Annotated in this window: 18 protein-coding genes; 13 read left to right on the top strand and 5 right to left on the bottom strand. The window is 42.9% G+C overall.

Annotated elements, in window-relative coordinates:
• Positions 1-113: 113 nt before the first annotated feature.
• On the top strand, positions 114-2,516 hold the full coding sequence (locus tag ACQ96U_RS18385; RefSeq protein ID WP_431722724.1) for a penicillin-binding protein 1A: 2,403 nt from the start codon (positions 114-116) through the stop codon (positions 2,514-2,516).
• A 100-nt stretch (positions 2,517-2,616) separates the two neighbouring features.
• Here the strand turns inward: ACQ96U_RS18385 and ACQ96U_RS18380 are convergent, their stop codons facing one another.
• The 4 genes from ACQ96U_RS18380 to rpmE all read right to left on the bottom strand — a co-directional run bounded on the left by ACQ96U_RS18380 (position 2,617) and on the right by rpmE (position 6,688).
• Positions 2,617-3,882, bottom strand: a complete 1,266-nt coding sequence (locus ACQ96U_RS18380) for a malic enzyme-like NAD(P)-binding protein (RefSeq protein ID WP_431722723.1) — start codon at positions 3,880-3,882, stop codon at positions 2,617-2,619.
• Positions 3,883-4,060: 178 nt separating this feature from the next.
• On the bottom strand, positions 4,061-5,533 hold the full coding sequence (locus ACQ96U_RS18375) for a M48 family metalloprotease (RefSeq protein ID WP_431722722.1): 1,473 nt from the start codon (positions 5,531-5,533) through the stop codon (positions 4,061-4,063).
• Between the two features lie 47 nt (positions 5,534-5,580).
• The gene (locus ACQ96U_RS18370) at positions 5,581-6,498 is read right to left on the bottom strand and encodes a thermonuclease family protein (RefSeq protein ID WP_431722721.1); all 918 of its coding nucleotides are present in this window, start codon (positions 6,496-6,498) and stop codon (positions 5,581-5,583) included.
• Positions 6,470-6,688 carry a 50S ribosomal protein L31 gene (rpmE, locus tag ACQ96U_RS18365; RefSeq protein WP_431722720.1) on the bottom strand — a complete coding sequence of 73 codons (219 nt, stop codon included), beginning with the start codon at positions 6,686-6,688 and terminating at the stop codon, positions 6,470-6,472. Before rpmE ends, ACQ96U_RS18370 begins: the two co-directional genes overlap by 29 nt.
• Positions 6,689-7,008: 320 nt before the next feature.
• Between rpmE and ACQ96U_RS18360 the strand changes: the two genes are divergently transcribed.
• Entirely contained in the window at positions 7,009-9,276 is a 2,268-nt protein-coding gene (locus ACQ96U_RS18360) for a primosomal protein N' (RefSeq protein WP_431722719.1), read from the top strand.
• A 62-nt stretch (positions 9,277-9,338) separates the two neighbouring features.
• On the opposite strand, the gene argS is transcribed toward ACQ96U_RS18360, so the two are convergent.
• Entirely contained in the window at positions 9,339-11,081 is a 1,743-nt protein-coding gene (argS, locus tag ACQ96U_RS18355; protein WP_431722718.1) for an arginine--tRNA ligase, read from the bottom strand.
• Positions 11,082-11,632: 551 nt separating this feature from the next.
• Between argS and ACQ96U_RS18350 the strand changes: the two genes are divergently transcribed.
• The 11 genes from ACQ96U_RS18350 (at position 11,633) to tatA (ending at position 19,930) form a co-directional block, all read left to right on the top strand.
• On the top strand, positions 11,633-12,211 hold the full coding sequence (locus tag ACQ96U_RS18350) for an SPOR domain-containing protein (protein ID WP_431722717.1): 579 nt from the start codon (positions 11,633-11,635) through the stop codon (positions 12,209-12,211).
• Positions 12,212-12,463: 252 nt separating this feature from the next.
• On the top strand, positions 12,464-13,006 hold the full coding sequence (gene hslV, locus ACQ96U_RS18345) for an ATP-dependent protease subunit HslV (protein WP_431722716.1): 543 nt from the start codon (positions 12,464-12,466) through the stop codon (positions 13,004-13,006).
• A 76-nt stretch (positions 13,007-13,082) separates the two neighbouring features.
• Positions 13,083-14,423 (top strand): HslU--HslV peptidase ATPase subunit, encoded by a 1,341-nt coding sequence (hslU, locus tag ACQ96U_RS18340; RefSeq protein ID WP_431722715.1) that lies wholly within the window; start codon positions 13,083-13,085, stop codon positions 14,421-14,423.
• 225 nt (positions 14,424-14,648) lie between these two features.
• A complete protein-coding gene (locus tag ACQ96U_RS18335) occupies positions 14,649-15,035 on the top strand; it encodes a gamma-butyrobetaine hydroxylase-like domain-containing protein (protein ID WP_431722714.1) in 387 nt (128 codons plus the stop codon).
• A 226-nt stretch (positions 15,036-15,261) separates the two neighbouring features.
• Positions 15,262-16,035: a bifunctional demethylmenaquinone methyltransferase/2-methoxy-6-polyprenyl-1,4-benzoquinol methylase UbiE gene (ubiE, locus tag ACQ96U_RS18330; RefSeq protein WP_431722713.1), complete on the top strand. Its 774-nt coding sequence runs from the start codon at positions 15,262-15,264 to the stop codon at positions 16,033-16,035.
• A gap of 138 nt (positions 16,036-16,173) precedes the next feature.
• Positions 16,174-16,809: a ubiquinone biosynthesis accessory factor UbiJ gene (locus ACQ96U_RS18325; RefSeq protein WP_431722712.1), complete on the top strand. Its 636-nt coding sequence runs from the start codon at positions 16,174-16,176 to the stop codon at positions 16,807-16,809.
• Between the two features lie 2 nt (positions 16,810-16,811).
• The gene (gene ubiB / locus ACQ96U_RS18320) at positions 16,812-18,437 is read left to right on the top strand and encodes a ubiquinone biosynthesis regulatory protein kinase UbiB (protein WP_431722711.1); all 1,626 of its coding nucleotides are present in this window, start codon (positions 16,812-16,814) and stop codon (positions 18,435-18,437) included.
• A 7-nt stretch (positions 18,438-18,444) separates the two neighbouring features.
• Entirely contained in the window at positions 18,445-18,861 is a 417-nt protein-coding gene (gene hisI, locus ACQ96U_RS18315) for a phosphoribosyl-AMP cyclohydrolase (protein WP_431722710.1), read from the top strand.
• Positions 18,862-18,956: 95 nt separating this feature from the next.
• Positions 18,957-19,292, top strand: a complete 336-nt coding sequence (locus ACQ96U_RS18310; protein WP_431722709.1) for a phosphoribosyl-ATP diphosphatase — start codon at positions 18,957-18,959, stop codon at positions 19,290-19,292.
• Positions 19,292-19,627 (top strand): histidine triad nucleotide-binding protein, encoded by a 336-nt coding sequence (locus tag ACQ96U_RS18305; protein WP_431722708.1) that lies wholly within the window; start codon positions 19,292-19,294, stop codon positions 19,625-19,627. Before ACQ96U_RS18310 ends, ACQ96U_RS18305 begins: the two co-directional genes overlap by 1 nt.
• 45 nt (positions 19,628-19,672) lie before the next feature.
• A complete protein-coding gene (gene tatA / locus ACQ96U_RS18300; RefSeq protein WP_431722707.1) occupies positions 19,673-19,930 on the top strand; it encodes a twin-arginine translocase TatA/TatE family subunit in 258 nt (85 codons plus the stop codon).
• Positions 19,931-19,939 lie beyond the last annotated feature (9 nt).

The raw sequence follows: 19,939 nt of genomic DNA, 5'->3' as shown, positions 1-19,939 counted from the left end.
GCGCAATTATATGAAATGCAAAAAAAGTCCTTATAATCGATACTAAAACAATGCAAAATTGATTAACCACTTCGCTAACTCCTTAATATGTCTAGAAAAAAACGAGGAATACTGTGACACTGATCAGATTTTTTATTTGGACCACTTTTCTCTTAATATGTGGCACATTCCTCATTTTGACGGGTGTATACCTATACCTTAGCCCAGCATTGCCATCTGTTGAAAGTTTACGTGACATTAATTTGCAAACCCCATTACGGATATACTCCAGCGATAACAAACTCATTGGTGAGTTTGGTGAGCAAAGGCGCGCACCTATTGCTTTCGAAGACACACCCAAACAAATGATCAATGCGTTTGTTGCTGCAGAGGACAACCGTTTCTTTTCTCACAATGGCGTTGACCCAAAAGGTCTGGGTCGAGCCGTTGCTCAGCTCTTAAAAAGCGGTGCCATACAATCTGGTGGTAGTACTATCACCATGCAGGTTGCCCGTAACTTTTTCCTCAGCAGAGAACGGGTCTTCTCCCGTAAGTTCAATGAAATCCTACTGGCCTTACAGATTGAAAAGGAACTCACCAAAGGTGACATCATTGAGCTCTACATGAATAAAATCTACCTGGGTAACCGAGCTTACGGTATTGCTGCCGCTGCTCAGGTTTATTATGGCAAACCCATTGATCAACTCAGTTTAGCTCAATTTGCAATGATTGCAGGATTACCTAAGGCTCCTTCGGCATATAACCCCATAGTAAACCCTGAACGCGCTTTAGAGCGCCGAAACTGGATTTTAGGACGTATGCATTTCCTCAGCTTTATAAGTCAAGATGAGTATGATGCTGCGGTCGCAGAACCAATCACCGCGAGTTATCATGGACTTAAAATTGAGCTAGAAGCACCCTACTTAGCAGAAATGGTTCGCCAGGACATGGTTGAACGCTTTGGTTCTCACGCTTACACTGATGGCTACACCGTTTACACCACCGTATCCAGTAGGCTTCAAAATTCTGCTCAGGAAGCCATACACTTAGGCTTGTTGGAATATGAGCAGCGCCATGGCTATAGAGGCCCTGAGAAGCAATTACCACCCACAGAGTACAATGAAGAAGCCTGGCAAAAAGAACTAAAACAAACATCAACTGTTGGCAATCTGGAACCTGCCATTGTAACGCATATCGGTCCTGACTCAATTGATGTCATGATGAAAAACGGTCCTGCCAGTGTTAGCTGGGAAGGACTGAAATGGGCACGTCGCTATCGTAATGTCAACTCTCTGGGTTCTCAGCCAAAATCCCCAGCAGAAGTTGTGAATGTGGGTGACCTGATTAGGTTATTTAAACCAAGTGGTAAGGACACTTACGAGCTTGGTCATACTCCTGAGGTACAAGGTGCGTTAGTTTCTCTAAATCCCTCTGATGGTGCAGTTATCGCGGTAGTAGGTGGATTTGATTATAGCCACAGTAAGTTTAACCGAGCAGCACAAGCGGCTCGTCAAGTAGGTTCAAACTTCAAACCCTTTATTTACAGTGCAGGCTTAGAGAATGGTTTTACGGCTGCAACAACCATCAATGATGCACCTATTGTTATGCCTGATGCTAACTTGAAAGTTTGGCGCCCAGAAAATGCGGGAGGTAAGTTTTTTGGACCAACCAGATTACGCAAAGCACTTTATTTATCTCGTAACCTTGTATCTATCCGCCTCTTGCAAGCAATAGGTGTTGATAAAGCGATTAACTATGTAACGCGTTTTGGTTTTGATGAGAAAAAGCTAGTGCCAAACCTATCACTTGCATTAGGTGCAGCAGACTTTACACCAATGGAACTTGCCACAGGTTATGCATCATTAGCGAATGGCGGTTATCAGGTAAAACCCTACTTTATCAGTCGCATTGATCACTTGGATGAAACTGTATACCAGGCTACGCCGTATAAAGTCTGTAAAACGTGTCCACCATCACCGGACCCATCAAAAGTAGCGGATGAAGCAGAACTGCTTGTGACTGATGATGATGGTTCCAGCTTTTATCCTGCACAGCAAATTATGGACCCAAGAGTGAACTATATTATGTATACCATCCTGCAGGATGTTATAAAACATGGTACAGGACGCCGAGCACTGGCATTAAAGCGCAGTGATCTTGGAGGGAAGACAGGCACTACAAATGATCAGAAAGATGCCTGGTTCTCTGGGTTTAATGCCGATATCGCAACTTCTGTTTGGGTGGGCTTTGATCAACCAAAAACCCTAGGTAGAAGAGAGTATGGAGGTACAGCCGCATTACCTGTATGGATTCGTTTTATGGCTGAAGCGCTAGCTGATAAACCAGAACATCCACTACCACAGCCTGATGGCTTGGTACGTGTTCGTGTTGATCCAGAAACGGGTATGGCTGTGGCTGCAGGAACCCCAGGAGCAATGTTTGAAATTTTCTTAAAAGAAAATGCACCCGAGTATGATCCATCAGTTGCAATGCCAAGTATCAATGATGATGCTCTCAAAACAGAAGAGATTTTCTAGTAAGAAAAAAGAAAAGCGTTAGTCACAAAAAAGGCACCGAACAGGTGCCTTTTTATTTGCTCTTTTTTTAGTCTGTATACGTTAGCTTCATTAACGAAGACTACTTAATATCTTCAATCGCCTGCAGAGGATAGTGATTTGGGTAAGGAAGCTTGGCCACACCACTATCAACGGCTGCTTTGGCTACAGCAGCTGATACCGCGCCCAACAGTCTTATATCCATTGGTTTGGGGATAATATATTCACGTCCAAAGCTGAGTGACTTACCACCATAAGCATTAACAACATCTTCAGGAACAGGCTCTTTAGCAAGATCTTTTAACGCATGAACTGCAGCCAGCTTCATTTCTTCATTAATAACAGTGGCTCTCACATCTAGCGCACCACGGAAAATAAATGGAAAACCTAATACATTATTAACCTGGTTAGGATAGTCGGAACGACCAGTAGCCATAATGGCATCATCACGCACAGATAAAGCAAGCTCTGGTTTAATTTCAGGATCAGGATTTGAACAGGCAAACACAATTGGGTTTGGTGCCATTTTCTTAAGTTGTTCAGGAGACAGCAAATTAGGTCCAGAAAGCCCTAAAAAGACATCAGCGCCTTCGATAGCGTCATCTAATGTACGCTTTGAAGTTTCATTAGCAAAAGCTGCTTTATACTGGTTTAAGTCAGTTCGACCACTGTGTATAACACCTTTACGATCAAGCATATAAATATTTTCAGGCTTCATGCCACAAGAAATAAGTAACTTAGAACAAGCAATCGCTGCAGCACCCGCACCTAAACAGACCATAGCAACATCACTGATTGACTTGCCTGCTAGCTCCAACGCATTCAACATACCTGCAGCAGTCACAATAGCCGTTCCATGCTGGTCATCATGAAACACAGGAATTGAACAAAGCTCGATCAACTCACGCTCAATATCAAAACACTCTGGTGCTTTGATATCTTCTAAATTAATGCCACCAAAACTAATGGCAATGCGCTTCACTGTGTCGATAAATGCCTGTGGGCTTTCGGAGTCAACTTCAATATCAATAGAGTTTATACCTGCAAAGCGCTTAAACAATAAGCTTTTTCCTTCCATAACAGGTTTGCTCGGCAAAGCGCCTAAATTACCTAACCCTAAAATGGCTGAGCCATTACTAATGACAGCAACTAAGTTTCCTTTACCAGTGTATTTGTATGCATTTTCAGGATCTTTGGCGATTTCGCGAACCGGTTCTGCAACACCTGGACTGTATGCCAGCGCTAAATGTCGTGCAGTTTCAGCAGGTTTAGTCAACTCAATACTGATTTTTCCTGGTATAGGATTGGCGTGATACTCCAGTGCAGCGTTTCTCAAGTCCTCGGACATGGCGTTGTTTTCCAATTATTTGTTGTTAATTTAAAAGGCTTAAAGAAAAGGCATTTCTCCCTCAAGCAGGCAATGTTGCATAAACACTCACAAAATTTAATAGTCAATTTTACTTAATCATGTGTCAACGTGTTACCAAGCTTATATGTTAAATTTGCTACTTTAAAAAACACTTGTTTTATTTTATTACCTTCAACCATTGGCCCACCTTCGGTTCGCCTCTAGGATACATGTCATTGATTAAACGTAGTTGAAGCTCAGCATGTTCCTTCAAAGGACTGCTATTTGCCAATTTAGAAAATGTTATACCAGGCGTTACTTTGATAAGTCTAAGCTTTTTCCCTTCTGCGCGTTGGTAATCTTGTCGAGGCAGCGGTTGAAAGCTCTTAATGATTTGCAAGAACTCCACATCATAGCTGGTAAATGCTGAACTCTGTTTCACTTGCCCCTGTAAAATAAATACCTTTCCCTGGTGAAACAAAATCGCCAAACGTATATAGCTTCCACCCAACTTAGGTTGAACAACTGCCGTGTAACCAATGGTATTGCCTATATGAATAGACTCCCCTCCTCGTAATCGATAACGCTGGTCAGCCAGCGATTTTAAGTAAGTATCAGGTCTAAAACCATTTTTGATTGGGCCTTGCTCCATAACAAAAATGGCTTCTTGTTCAATAGGATGAGCGACTAAGTGAGCATGTGTATTAATAATTTTCCAGTGGTGGGGAAAACGTAATTTAAAGTTCATCGGTTTATGTAAAAACTGGCTATCGACAGTTACACCACTGTTGACGCTTTCCCCAAAAGCTAAACCATTTATTTTCTGCAGGTATCGCTCAGAAAACATATGTCCTTGAGATGTGGTGGCTACACTTGTCACTACTTCATGTAATCGTGTGTCATTATCAGGGTGTGTTGAAAAAATACCGTGATAAGTACTTACCTCTTTACCCTCAGCTTCAGCCTGCTTTTTAGCCCATATTTCATGGTGTTTCAGTATTTTCACCACGCTAATCATGGCTTGAGGGTTATAGCCAGCTTTAGCGAGATAAGCAGCGCCTAAACCATCGGCTTCAAGCTCATGTTCTCGACCATATCCTCTCACGACAGCACTACCTAAAATATTAGTTAAATCGCCTGCGACACCTATTCCTGTATAGGCTGCAACCACTTTACCAAATACATTACTGGCAGTGCTCATGCCATGCTGTTGAACACTGTGCCTTGCGGTTACATGCGCAATTTCATGCGCCAATACAGCGGCCAATTCAGCCTCTGAATTCAGATAAGCCAGCAACCCACGGTAAACATAGATATAACCACCAGGCAAAGCAAAGGCATTCACTTCAGGAGAATCAATCACAGCAAACTGGTAAGGCAATGACGGACGGTGGCTTACACGGGCTATCTTAAGTCCAACTTGTTGGACATAGCGTTGTAACTCTGTGGTTTCGAGTATGGCAAGCTGTTTGCGGATCTGCTGGTTATTTTGGCGTCCAACCTTCTGCTCATCCTGTTCACTCATTAAGACAAAGTCATAGTCACCCGTTGCAGGGTTAACCGCACAGCCAGAAAGATAAAAACAGTTCCCTACCAGCAGAACCAAGATCAAATTCTTATAAAAAGAGAGTGAAGGTATGATACGTTTCATGAGCATTTACAATTTCATGCATGTTGCCAGACATTAGCACAATAAGACTAGTGTACACTTATTGAGGATTTTTTTAGCTGAATCACTGCGGGATGCCTCACAGGCATCAACCAACGAGCATAGTGCTTTGGCAGTTTACGCCCTTTTTTTCGCCGATCAATTAACCAGCCACGCACTTCTATTGTTGTATTCGCTAACTTTTTGACCCACTCCACACTGAAAAAGTGTTGATCCTTCTGCTTAATATTTAATGCCACATTATTAACACCCAAAATTACCCACCAATGATTTCGGGTAACAATGACTTGCGTTACCGTGCCATATATAAGCTGAAAGCCAGATTGACGAATATGATCTGCACCTGTTGGTGACAAATCCTGCCAAATATTTTGCTTGTTATTTCGAGCATGCTGCTCAGCTGCAACAAAACAAGACAACAAGTCAATATTAGGTGGAATGGCTATATAAAAACCTAATCCTTTAAGCAATAAATACTCAGAAAGTAGCTCTCCCTGCAGATTAACAACATATGCCAACCTTCTTCCATAGTGATCATATTGCTGTTTTCCTGTTATCAAAACCAGGTGTTTTGAGTATTTTGCTAACCAATGCTTGGCTTCTTCTTTTGCCGTGAGTGCATAAGGCTCTGAGGGGCGGCCATCATAGCCTATCTCAGGTGTATTAATGCCTATTAGACGGATTTTTTGTTTATTCGCATAGAGGGTATCACCATCAATCACCACAGGATTATGGAGTAGCTGTTGTTTTCCTTTGGGTTTAATACAACTGGGCTGCGTTGTTGATTGATAAGAAACTGCAGTAGAAAAGGAACTTGGAGGAGAAGTTGAAGCAATTGAAGGTGATAGATAAAAAACGGTTAAAACAAAAAAGGCGCTGATTATCAACGCCTTCTCAGAAAGTATCTGCTCGTTGGTATTATGCTTTACGTGTAGTGCGCATACCAAAACGTTTCTTAAAGCGTTCAACACGGCCACCAGTATCAAGAATCTTTTGTTTACCAGTGTAGAACGGGTGGCAAGCAGAGCATACTTCAATGCTAAAATCTTTGCAGACAGTGGACTTAGTCTTGATTACATTGCCACAGCTACAAGTGATGTCAACTGTCTCATAATTTGGATGAATTTCTGCTTTCATGACATTTCCTCTTGCATCATGTGCCGCTACCCGAACCATCTACCTAAACGCTTTGTCAGGCACCGCACTTATGTAAATAATATATTTAGCACTTAAAGCATGCTAGGGTGGAAATGCAAGCGTACATTGCCACCTAAATAAAACTGACCGGGCATCTTACCAGAAAGTATAGTAATGGCAACCTCCAGCAATCACTGGTCATTATTTATCCTATAGTGGATATCTATAGCAAGCGCTAGAACACTACGCTTAAACAGAAATTGCCTGTTATGATGTGCTATTTTGAGCAGCCTTATTAAACCTTTATTGATCGCATCATTATGGGCAACTACGCCAAGTCAGAGCCAACACATTACCTTCAGGTGGCCTTGCCAACCCCGTTACGTAGAGTATTTGACTACCTTCCTCCTAAATCAGGTATTGACTCTTTAACTCTTGGTATTCGACTCAAAGTACCCTTTGGTCCCCGAAAACTTATTGGCGTTCTTATTAGCATTACCACGAAAACAGATATTCCTCTAGCCAACTTAAAGCGTGTCGAGCAAGTGCTCGATGAACACCCCATCATCCCCAGAGACTTGCTAGAGCTTTGCCGGTGGGTTGCCCACTACTATCACCATAGTCTTGGGGAAACAATCAGTACTGCCACTCCCACGGCGTTACGACAAGGTAAACCCGTTGCTCAACAAACTCGAAAACTATGGCGTCTTACCTACCCTCATGCAGAAGCCCCTAGCCATATAGCACGCAATGCTAAGCTACAACTGGCTGCCTGGCAGTTATTAAAACAACATTTAAAAGGCTTACATGAGCCCATGCTAAAAAGCTTAGGAGTCAGCGGCCAAACGCTTTCAGCTTTGGAGAAAAAAGGAGAAGCAGAGTGTATTTATGAAAATCTACCAACGCTTCATACCATGCCTCAAAGCATACTGCATGAAGCACCCTTAACTCTGAACCCCGAGCAGGCTCATGTTGTACAGCAGGTACTGCAAGCTACACAGCAGTTTCAGGTATTCTTGTTACAAGGCATTACTGGCAGCGGCAAAACAGAGGTCTATTTACAACTGATTGAGCAAACGCTAAAAGCTGGTAGACAAGCGCTGGTACTCATTCCTGAAATAGGCTTAACTCCACAAACATTACACCGCTTTGAGCAACGTTTTGCAGTACCCATCGCTGTTATTCATTCAGGACTAAACGATAGTGAGCGTTACCTTGCCTGGCAAAAAGCTATTGATTATCGAGTGGGAATTATTATTGGTACACGATCAGCCGTATTCACCCCCCTCGCTAAGCCTGGTTTAATCATCATTGATGAAGAACATGATGCATCCTATAAACAGCAAGACAGTTTACGCTACTCAGCCCGCGATATTGCTATTTATCGCGCCAGACAAGCCAACATTCCTATTGTACTGGGTAGTGCAACCCCATCCCTAGAGTCTATTCATAATGCTAAAACCCATCGCTACCGACAGTTACATTTAAATCAGCGAGCAGGACAAGCTAAACCTCCCAGCATAGAGCTGCTTAATATTCGAGGGGAAACGTTACAGGCAGGCTTATCTTCAGCATTACAGCAAAAAATAACGCAACACCTGGAAAAAGGTCAGCAAGTACTCATTTTTATTAATCGTCGAGGCTATGCACCTACTCTACTTTGCCATGAGTGTGGGTGGGTTGCAGACTGTCCTGACTGTGATGCTCACCTCACCATTCACCGTCAGCCACCTCATTTACACTGCCATCACTGTGACCATCAGCAATCTATTCCTGTACGCTGTGGGCACTGTAACACTTCAAGTCTATTTCCTGTGGGTGCTGGCACTGAGCGTATTGAAGACTTTCTACTGAGTCAGTTTGACCCTATTCCCATTATTCGCATCGATCGTGACAGCACACGAGGTAAAACCCGTTTACAACAACTCTTTAGTGATATACACCAAGGCAAGCCCGCCATCCTGGTAGGTACTCAAATGCTGGCCAAAGGTCATCATTTTCCTAAAGTGACGCTGGTTGCCATTCTGGATGCAGATTCAGGGCTGTTCAGTACTGATTTTCGTGGCTTAGAAAGATTGGGACAACTCGTGACTCAAGTAGCGGGGCGAGCCGGTAGGGGAAAACTAGCAGGGGAAGTGATTATACAAACTCATCACCCTGAAAGTCCGATACTAAATAGCTTAGTCACAGAAGGGTATGAGGTTTTTACAAAAACACTGTTAGCTGAACGAGAAAAGCTTAGCTTACCGCCCTACAGCTATTTAGGACTATTTCGAGTCGAGTGTAAAAACCAAGAAGATGGTGAGCAGCTATTGCTTCAACTTCGAGAATTAATTGATCATTTCCTGCAGTACAATAACTTGAATGGTCCTCTAGGCGTTACGTTGCTTGGCCCCCTTCCAGCCCCCATGGAAAAAAGGCAGAGTTGGTATCGATGGCAACTGCTCATCAGCAGTCTCTCCCGACAACCACTGCACTCAGCGATTACTTTTGCCACCCATCAACTTGAAAGTGGAACTCAAGCGATGATTAAACTTGCTCGTAAAGTACGCTGGTCTGTGGACATTGACCCTCAGGATATGATGTAAAACACAACAAAAAAAGGGCTTTAAAAAAGCCCTTTTTTCACAACCAACTACAGTAAAAAATTTTACATTTGCTCAACCGTATCAATACCCAACACATCAAGCCCTGCTTTAAGGGTATTAGCCACTAATGCACAAAGCAGTAAACGACTCTGTTTAGTTGCTTCTTCCACACCAGGCTTATTCACTGGACAAGCTTCATAGAAGGTCATAAATGTACCCGCTACATCATATAAGTAGCCACATAACAGATGTGGCTGGCCTTCAGCGACCATAACATCAAGGGTTTCATGAAACTGCATCAACTTCATTGCCAACGTACGCTCTTCAGACGTGGCTACCATCAACTCACCTGACAAGTCTTCCATTTGCACGCTGGCTTTCCGGAAAATACTTTTTACACGAGTGTAAGCATACAAAATATAAGGCGCTGTATTACCATCAAACGCCAGCATATTATCCCAGTTGAAAATGTAATCACTGGTACGATTCTTAGAAAGGTCAGCATACTTAATCGCGCCCATTGCAACAGCACGAATAACGTCTACTTTTTGCTCCTCATCTAAGTTAGGACTTTTCTGTGCTATCAATGTAGCTGCACGATCTTCAGCTTCATCTAATAACTCTGCAAGTTTTACAACCCCACCCGCTCTGGTTTTAAAAGGCTTGCCATCATCACCTAGCATCATGCCAAAAGCATGGTGTTCTAGCGAACAGCGAGGTGTAGAAAATCCAGCTTTTTTACAAATTGAGAAAACCTGCTCAAAATGCTGCGCTTGTCGTGCGTCAACATAATACAGTACACGATCAGCATGCAGTGTATGACAACGATAACGTATAGCTGCCAAGTCTGTTGTTGAATATAAAAAGCCACCATCTTTTTTCTGAATAATGACACCCATTGGGTCGCCGTCTTTGGTTTTAAACTCATCCAAAAAGACAACCTTAGCGCCCTGGTCATCAGTTAGTAGGCCTTTTTCCTCAAGTAACTTAATCACGTTAGGCAAATCATCGTTATAGGCACTTTCAGCCATAACATTATCACGTGTCAGTGACACGTTGAGCCGACGGTAAATTTCTTCACTATGGTTCAATGAGATATCAATGAACTTTTCCCATAGCTTTTTGCAATGCTCATCACCACTTTGCAGCTTAACCACATATTCACGAGCCACTTCAGCAAATTCTGGATCTTCATCAAAAGACTTTTTAGCATCGCGATAAAAAGTTTCCAGATCAGACAGTTCCATAGAAACCGCATCAGGGTTTTCTGCGGCTAACCGCTCCATATAAGCAATCAGCATCCCAAACTGGGTTCCCCAGTCACCTACGTGGTTTTGCCGAACAACTTTATGACCTAAAAATTCAAAGGCTCTAGTCACGGCATCACCAATGATGGTGCTACGCAAATGACCTACATGCATTTCTTTTGCTAAGTTAGGCGAAGAATAGTCAATTACAATCGTCTTTGATTTATCTGCTTTAGGCACCCCAACTCTAGGATCTGTTGTCCAATGTTGGAGTTGCTGCTGCATCCATTCGGGCTTTAAAAATATGTTAATAAAGCCAGGGCCTGCGATCTCTATGTTTTCAGCCACATCAGCCAAACTGAGTTGTCGAATTACATCTTCAGCCAGTTCACGAGGATTCTTGCCAAGCTTTTTCGCAGCACCCATTACTCCATTAGCCTGATAGTCACCGAAGTTGGCTCGCGCGCTGGTTCGTACCATTGCTTGAGTTCCTTCTGGTGCCCCAGCGGCAACTAACGCCCGGCTAACTTCGGATTCTAAAAACTGGCGAATGTTCATCAGATTTCCTTTGTTTGCTGTTACCAGATGCATAAGCAAAAAGCCCGATTAGCAATGCTAATCGGGCTTGTGTTACATTCTACGAGCACAGACCGACAGGCTTGCCATCATAACTGCAGTAATGAAAAGCCTCGTCGGAATGGTAATAATGCAGATGTCCCCCAATAAAGAGTTATGGGCGTAACACCTCCATAAAAATTCTGTACTGTCTTACCTAAAATATGTTTCATAGCGCGTGCATACTAGCCGAATCTTGACATCAAAACAACTTTAGTGTTCGGCTACTGATAATTCAAATAAGCTTTGGCATAATACACATCAATTGCTGCCTTCAGAATACATCTCAAGTGCCATATCTAAACAATAAATCTCAAACTTTTAATGACTAAACTGAATACACCTGCAATATATATAGTCTATTAAATTAACAAACTATATATACTACTAATAGATGTTAAATTCAGCATGTGGCATGTAATTCAAAAACGAAGGAAGACATTTTTCAATTTTTTGATAATCTTTTCACATAGGTAAGTAAGAAACATAAAACTATGTCTAAACGCGGTGCAAGTCGTAAACCCAAACAAACTCAACAAGCACGCCCCTCTGGACTCCCTTGGTTAGTCACAGGTGTTGTGGTTGGACTCTTTTTAGCTTTTCTGATCAAGCTCGTTCCTAATGCGAGTGATATTCGCAAAAAGGTCACTACCAGTAATAAGCCTGCTTCAGAGCAGCAATCAGGTAGTACATCTAAAGCTGTCTTTGACTTTTATACGCTATTAACGGAGTCTGAAACCGTTGTACAAAATGTTGAAGACAATGAAGTACTACCAGCCAAATTAACACAGCCTAAAAAAGAAGGCCCAGCCCCTACCCCCCCTGAAAAAGCAGCTCAAACTCAGTACGCGCTTCAGGCTGGATCGTTTAGGAGCCGACAGGATGCAGACCGTCGACGCGCAGAACTCATACTGCTCGGTCTAACTGCACAGACCCAACCTGTTAACATTCGTAATGGAGAAACCTGGTATCGTGTGCAAGTGGGACCATTTGCCAATAAGCAACAAATGGTGAGTGTTAAGGGCAATTTAGCACAGCATAATATTGACGCTATTGCGCTTCAGCTTAAGTAGCATTTTCCCCTCGCCTGGTGTACTTGAATTATTCATTAATTACCCCATATTGAAAACATACCTGAGCCTGTTACCAGGCTCCATTATGACGCACTGAACCAACCGAACTCACCAGCTCACTTTTGGTGCAGACAAGCGTATTTTGGCCCATGCCAGTATTGTCTTCTTAATACACAGAGAGTTAGACAATATTTCGGCAAACTGAATATGTTCAGACAGCGTTATTTCCAAGCAAGATCAGAGGAGTTCACATTGGAACAGTATCGAGGCACAACCATCCTGTCTGTACGTCGTAATGGTAAAGTCGTTATTGGTGGTGATGGCCAAGTGACCCTGGGTAATACCGTCTTAAAGGGAAATGCTCGCAAAGTAAGACGGTTATACAATGGCAACGTGATTGCGGGTTTCGCTGGTGGAACCGCTGATGCATTCACCTTGTTTGAACGTTTTGAAGCACAACTGGAAAAACATCAAGGTCACTTAGTACGAGCGGCCGTCGAACTAGCAAAAGACTGGCGTACAGACCGAGCCCTTAGACGCTTAGAAGCCTTATTGGCAGTTGCAGACTCAAAAGCCTCGCTCATTATCACAGGTAACGGTGATGTTGTTGAACCTGAAAATGGGTTAATTGCTATTGGCTCAGGAGGTCCATTTGCTCAATCTGCTGCTCGCGCTCTACTAGAAAGCACTGAATTATCCGCTCGCGACATTGTGGAAAAAGGCCTGGAGATCGCTGGAGATATTTGTATCTACACCAACCACAATCGCACCATTGAAGAGCTTGATTGTGAGTAAACGCTGAGCCAGGACACAAGAGCACGACACGTCGTATTGTGAGTAAGATTTACCTTTTAGATATCACAGGTTTACCATGTCAAATATGACTCCACGGGAAATTGTTCACGAGCTGGACAAACATATTATTGGCCAGGCTGAAGCCAAAAGAGCTGTAGCGATCGCATTACGTAATCGCTGGCGTAGAATGCAGGTCAATGCTGATCTGCGTAATGAAATAACCCCTAAAAATATCTTAATGATTGGCCCTACAGGGGTGGGTAAAACTGAAATCGCCCGTCGCCTGGCTAAACTGGCTAATGCTCCCTTTATTAAAGTTGAAGCCACCAAATTTACTGAAGTAGGTTATGTAGGGCGCGATGTTGAATCGATCGTGCGTGACCTGGTAGATGCAGCTATCAAAATGAAGCGTGAGCAAGCTATGGAACGCGTAAAACATCTTGCGTTAGATGCTGCCGAAGAACGTATTCTGGATGCGTTACTACCACCCGCTCGCAGCTTTGAAGACAGTGCTCAAGAGCGTGAAAGCTCAAGCACTCGACAAGTCTTCCGTAAAAAATTACGAGAAGGCGAGCTTGATGACAAAGAAATTGAAATTGAAGTCAAAGATTCCCCTGTAGGCGTAGAAATTATGGCTCCTCCAGGCATGGAAGAAATGACAAGCCAGCTGCAAAATATTTTTTCCAATATGTCCTCAAGCAGGAAAAAAGCACGCAAACTAAAAATAAAGGATGCGTTCAAACTGGTTCAGGATGAGGAAGCAGCTAAGCTGGTTAATGAAGATGAGCTTAAAGCCAGTGCCATTGAGTCTGTTGAACAAAATGGTATTGTCTTTCTTGATGAAATTGACAAGGTTGCCAAGCGTTCTGCTGGCAGCAATGCGGATGTGTCCCGTGAGGGTGTACAGCGTGACTTGCTACCTTTAATCGAAGGCTGCACCATCAACACTAAATTTGGCATGATCAAAACAGATCATATACTTTTTATTGCCTCGGGTGCATTCCACTTGTCCAAGCCTTCAGACTTAATTCCTGAATTGCAAGGCCGTCTACCCATTCGGGTTGAGCTTAATGCACTGACTGTTCAGGATTTTGAGCGTATTTTGACAGAGCCTGATGCATCTCTCACAGAGCAATATCAAGCACTGATTGCGACTGAAAGTCTGAATGTTGAATTCAAGACAGATGCAATCACACGTATTGCAGAAGTAGCATGGCAAGTCAACGAAAGTACTGAAAATATTGGTGCTCGCCGCCTACATACGGTGATGGAACGACTATTAGAAGAAATATCTTTCAGTGCTGCAGACTTAAGCTCAGAGTACAATGATAAGCCACTTGCAATTGATGCCAAATATGTTGATGAGCATTTAGGCAAACTGGCTCAAGATGAAGACTTAAGTCGCTACATTTTATAGTAACTTAGCAAAACCAAACTCTATGTTGTTTCTGAATGAGCTTTATCACTTTAAGCTCATTCAGATCCTTTATGATGTATTTCTTCTCTACTTTAATTCTCAAAATAGCGCCCTTCCACTGCGTCTATAGGCTTACCAGCTAAAACCTCTCTCCCAATCTGCCTAAGAGTAGTCTACAATCAACGCGAGCTATCATCTGAAACAATCACGATCACCAGCAACACTATGAATACACCTTTGCTGACCGATATCAAACTCCACAAAAAATCACGTAAGATAAGCCTCTCATACGGCAATGGCGAACAGTTTGAATTATCGTGTGAATTATTAAGAGTATTATCTCCCTCAGCGGAAGTTCGTGGCCACGGCCAAGGCCAAGCTGTATTGCAAACAGGAAAGCGTTTAGTGAACATACAACAGGTTGAGCCTATTGGTCATTATGCGTTAAAAATCACCTTTGATGATGGCCATGATAGCGGACTATTTACCTGGGACTATTTGTACGACTTATGTTGTCATCAGCAACAATACTGGGATAACTATCTGCAACAGCTTCACCACGCTGGAGCAAGTAGAGACCCAGATGTGAGTGTTATTAAATTTATTGAGTAAAGGCTGATTTCCACGCTCTATACCCAATACCACTGTTTTTTCTGTAAGGCCCCATAAACCTGTAAATAATAGGTGATTGGAGTGAAGATCAATGATCACAAAGCGGTAAAGTCATTTGTGAAGGGTATATTTCTAAACATCATTACATGGATAGGCATCTTTCCAATAGGAAAAACCCTACCTTCACTCAAAAACTATTTTACTTTTTCCATTGATAGAGGCGCGTATGTCTGGAAATAATAAGCCATCAGATGGCCATCAGAACACGACCCATTTTGGATACCAACAAGTTAATGAAAGCGAAAAAGCCAAGTTAGTCGCTGATGTTTTCCACTCTGTAGCGCCAAAATATGATCTGATGAATGATCTCATGTCGATGGGCATTCATCGAATCTGGAAACGCTTTACCATTGAGCTTAGTGGTGTTCGCACAGGCAATAAAGTATTAGATATTGCAGGCGGCACAGGTGACCTCACCCTTAAATTCGCCAACCTTGTAGGAGTGGATGGCCAAGTCGTTCTCGCCGATATCAATGACTCAATGCTGAAGGTAGGTCGTGACCGACTCATTGATCGAGGAGTTTGCGGTAATGTTGAGTATGTACAAGCAGATGCAGAAAAACTGCCCTTTGCGGATAATACCTTTGACTGTATTACCATTGCTTTTGGTTTACGTAATGTGACTCATAAAGAAGAAGCACTTAAGTCCATGCACAGGGTACTAAAGCCTGGCGGGCGCTTGCTGATCCTTGAGTTCTCCAAAACCAATAACCCTATAATGAGTAAGATGTATGATGCTTACTCATTTGCGGTACTACCTTTGCTGGGCAAGTTAATCACCAAGGACAGTGACAGCTATCGCTATCTTGCTGAATCTATCCGTATGCACCCTGACCAGGAAACATTAGAACGAATGATGAAAGATGCCGGGTTTGTTCGCACGAGCTATCACAATATGACGGGAGGTATAGTCGCACTGCATAAAGGAACGAAACCATAGTGTCATGCTTTCATTAAATTTATAAAATCAACTTGAGCTACCGCTCCGTGTTTAATTAGCACGCATTTATCAAGCTAGCACTTTTACCCTGACTAGCACATTTATAAATAAGTTGCGAAGTAGAAGGGAGTCAGAAGTATGAGCATTACTGTTAATACAGCTTTGTATGCCGCCATGGAAAAGGTGGTAAATGAGTTACTGGCGCTTGATCCACTCACTCAGCAGCGCCTTGCACATTTTAGTGGTGAAACACTGTGTATCCAAAGTACACAACCTAAATTAACTTTTTACATATCATTTACGCTGCAAGGCGTTAATCTGCATAGCCATCACGAAAGTAACCTGACTGCCTGTATCACCGGTGAAGGTGTTGATTTACTGCGCCTCCTCCTCCACAAATCAACGGCAGATAACACTTTACATGAGCGCTTACAGTTAGCTGGCAACACTGACTTTATCATGGCTATTCATCATACCATTCAAGAAAGCGAGCTTGACTGGGAAGCCATGGTTGCCAAGCTCATAGGTCCACTTTTAGCGCATAAAGTCACTAACGGTTTGAAAAGTGGTCTCCATTGGCTGCAATATACCCGGTTAACATTACAGCAAAATATCACAGAATATTTACAAGAAGAGCTGAGAGAACTCCCACCTCGAAATGCGGTAGAGATATTTCAAGAAGACCTGGCTCAACTGCAATCAGATACAGAGCAACTTGAATATCGGCTTGCTCGCCTCCAGCAACAATTTAAAAACGCGCCTCAACAGGACTAGCCGTGGTTCAGATTCCCCGCCTGCTCAAAATCATTTATGTTACTGCCAAGTATCGTTTAGATAACTTGATAGACGATGCCCCACTGCCCTTTTACTTGCGATTGGCATTTTGGTGCTTACCGTGGCGCTGGTTCGTCCGAAATCAACGCCCACGGGCAGAGCGTTTACGCTTGGCTTTAGAAGAACTCGGTCCTATTTTCGTTAAGTTTGGCCAGTTATTATCGACTCGCCGAGACTTGCTCCCAGATGACGTTGCCCAAGAACTGCAAAAGCTGCAAGACCAAGTCCCACCTTTTGCCAGCGAAGAGGCTATTAAAATTATTGAAGCAAGCCTGCAACGACCTGTTTCAGAAGTGTTTACCTCATTCTCTGCAGCACCTATGGCTTCAGCCTCGGTGGCTCAAGTACATGCTGCAGAATTACCAGATGGACAACAGGTTGTTGTAAAAGTCATTCGCCCTGGAATCAACAAAGTTATACGACAAGACATTGCCTTACTTTATCTCTTAGCACGCATTATTGTTTTGGTCTCTCGCGAAGGCCGACGACTTCGTCCCCTGGAAGTTGTGCAAGACTATGAAAATACTATTTTTGATGAGTTAGACCTGCAACGTGAAGCCGCAAATGCTTCACAGCTCCGCCGTAATTTTGCGGAGTCAGACAAACTCTATGTACCACAAGTGTATTGGGACTTCACGTCTACCCAGGTCATGGTGATGGAGCGGATTCACGGTATCCCTGTTGCCAATGTTGAAGCATTGTTAGCGCAAGGCACCAATATGCGAAAACTAGCTGAGCGTGGTGTAGAAATTTTCTTTACTCAGGTCTTTCGGGATAGTTTCTTTCATGCAGATATGCATCCAGGCAATATTTTTGTGGCAACAGAAGACCCCAGTAATCCCTGTTATATTGCGATCGACTGTGGAATATGTGGCTCACTCACTCCTGAGGATCAAAGCTATCTGGCTCGCAACCTCATTGCTTTTTTTAAGCAAGACTACCGAATGGTTGCTCAACTACATATTGATTCTGGCTGGGTACCTAAAAAGACCAGGGTGAATGAACTGGAAGCCGCAATTCGTACTGTATGTGAGCCTGTATTCCAAAAACCCCTTAAAGATATTTCATTTGGCCAAGTGTTATTACGCCTATTTCAAACAGCACGCCGCTTCAATATGGAAGTCCAGCCTCAACTGGTACTGTTACAAAAAACACTGCTCAATATAGAAGGTCTTGGTCGACAGCTATACCCTGAGCTAGACCTCTGGTCAACCGCTAAACCTTTTCTTGAACAATGGATGAAAAAGCGTATTGGTCCAGTGGGCCTATTAAAGTCACTGCATACAAAAGCACCTGACTTACTGGAACAAGCTCCACTGCTCTCACAGACAGTCGTCAAAGCCGTTGAGGGTTATGTTGCTCATCAACATCACTATCAGCAACAACTTGAAGAAGCACGGCATAAGCAACAACGCCGTAGAATCCAGCAGTGGGTTGGCGGTGCAACACTCGCGGTTGGCCTTATTGGTTTGTGGATTCCTGATTGGTATAACGTCATACTAAATGCAAGTGAAGCCCACTTAATACTTGTAGCACTGGGTGTTGTATTACTGGTTAAGCAGGACTAAGCACAGTATGGCAAATAGAGAACAAAATGATTGGCTAAACGATCTCAAATGGGATGCTAATGGGCTAATACCCGCTATTGCTCAAGATGCCGCCACTGACCAAATTCTCATGATGGCGTGGATGAATAAAACCGCCCTTCAACAAACCGTTGCAACAGGTGAAGCTGTCTATTGGTCAAGGTCACGCCAGAAACTATGGCATAAAGGTGAGCAGTCTGGTCATACCCAGCAAATCCATAGTATTTTTTTGGACTGTGATAGTGATGTCATCATTCTAAAAGTTACTCAGCAAGGAGGCATTGCTTGCCATACAGGTCGGTTTAGTTGTTTCTATCGTCAGCTGGATACCAGCCAAAAAGAGCCAGAATGGCAAATCGTCACCCCTGTTTTACAAGATCCAGAAACCATCTACTCCAAAAAATAGGTGTTTATCTGGAATGTCTAATTTTTTAAATAAATGCTCGTAGCGCTTACGATGCAAGATTTTCTGACAAAAACCTGTTTACTATGGTCAAACCTATGAGTGATGTATTAATAGCACTGGGCAAAGTATTAGAAGAAAGAAAAAATGCAAGTGCTGATAGCTCTTACGTTGCGAGCCTTTATGATAAAGGACTCAATAAAATTCTGGAAAAAGTGGGTGAAGAAGCCACAGAAGTAATCATTGCCGCCAAAGACGCTGAGCAAACACAGCTGAAGGCGGATGTAGTCTACGAAACAGCAGATTTGTGGTTTCACACTCTTATCATGTTGTCTCACTTGAATATTAAACCGGAAGAAATACTAGAAGAGTTAGCCAGACGCTTTTCAATATCTGGCTTAGAAGAAAAAGCTTCTCGAACAGGTAATAAATAATGACTGACTGTTTATTCTGTAAAATTGTAGCGGGTGACATTAAAGCAGATATTGTCCATGAAGATGAACACTGTATTGCCTTTAAAGACATAAACCCCAAGGCAGCCACTCACTTATTAGTGATCCCTCGTCAACATATTTGTAACCTTTATGATATAAAACCTGAACATGATCACCTGCTAACCCACCTTATAAAAACCATTCCACTCATTGCCAAAGCGCAAAATCTGGATAACGGCTTTAGAACGGTAGCCAATACAGGTGAAGGCGGTGGCCAGGAAGTATTCCATCTTCACTTTCATATACTAGGTGGTGGGCCACTAAATCCCTTATAATACAGCATCATTTTTGCTGTGGAATTTCGTTAAAAGGAGTAACACATGGGTAATATTGGTTGGGTTCAGCTGTTAATTGTTCTCGTTATCGTCTTACTGTTGTTTGGTGGTAAACGCTTACGCAACTTAGGAGGTGACCTAGGTTCTGCAATCAAAGGCTTTAAAAAAGCAATGGACTCTGACTCAGAGGCTAATAAAGATGCGCCTCCTCACAAGCTAGAGCAACAAAATCAGCAGCAGGACAAATCCTCTGAAAGTAAACAAGACACCACCAAAGAGCACGACACTGTAAATAAACAGTAGTTTTGGAGT

The organism is Zooshikella sp. RANM57, assembly GCF_050749885.1.
Lineage (GTDB): Bacteria > Pseudomonadota > Gammaproteobacteria > Pseudomonadales > Zooshikellaceae > Zooshikella.
This window is presented reverse-complemented; position numbering and strand designations above follow the sequence as displayed.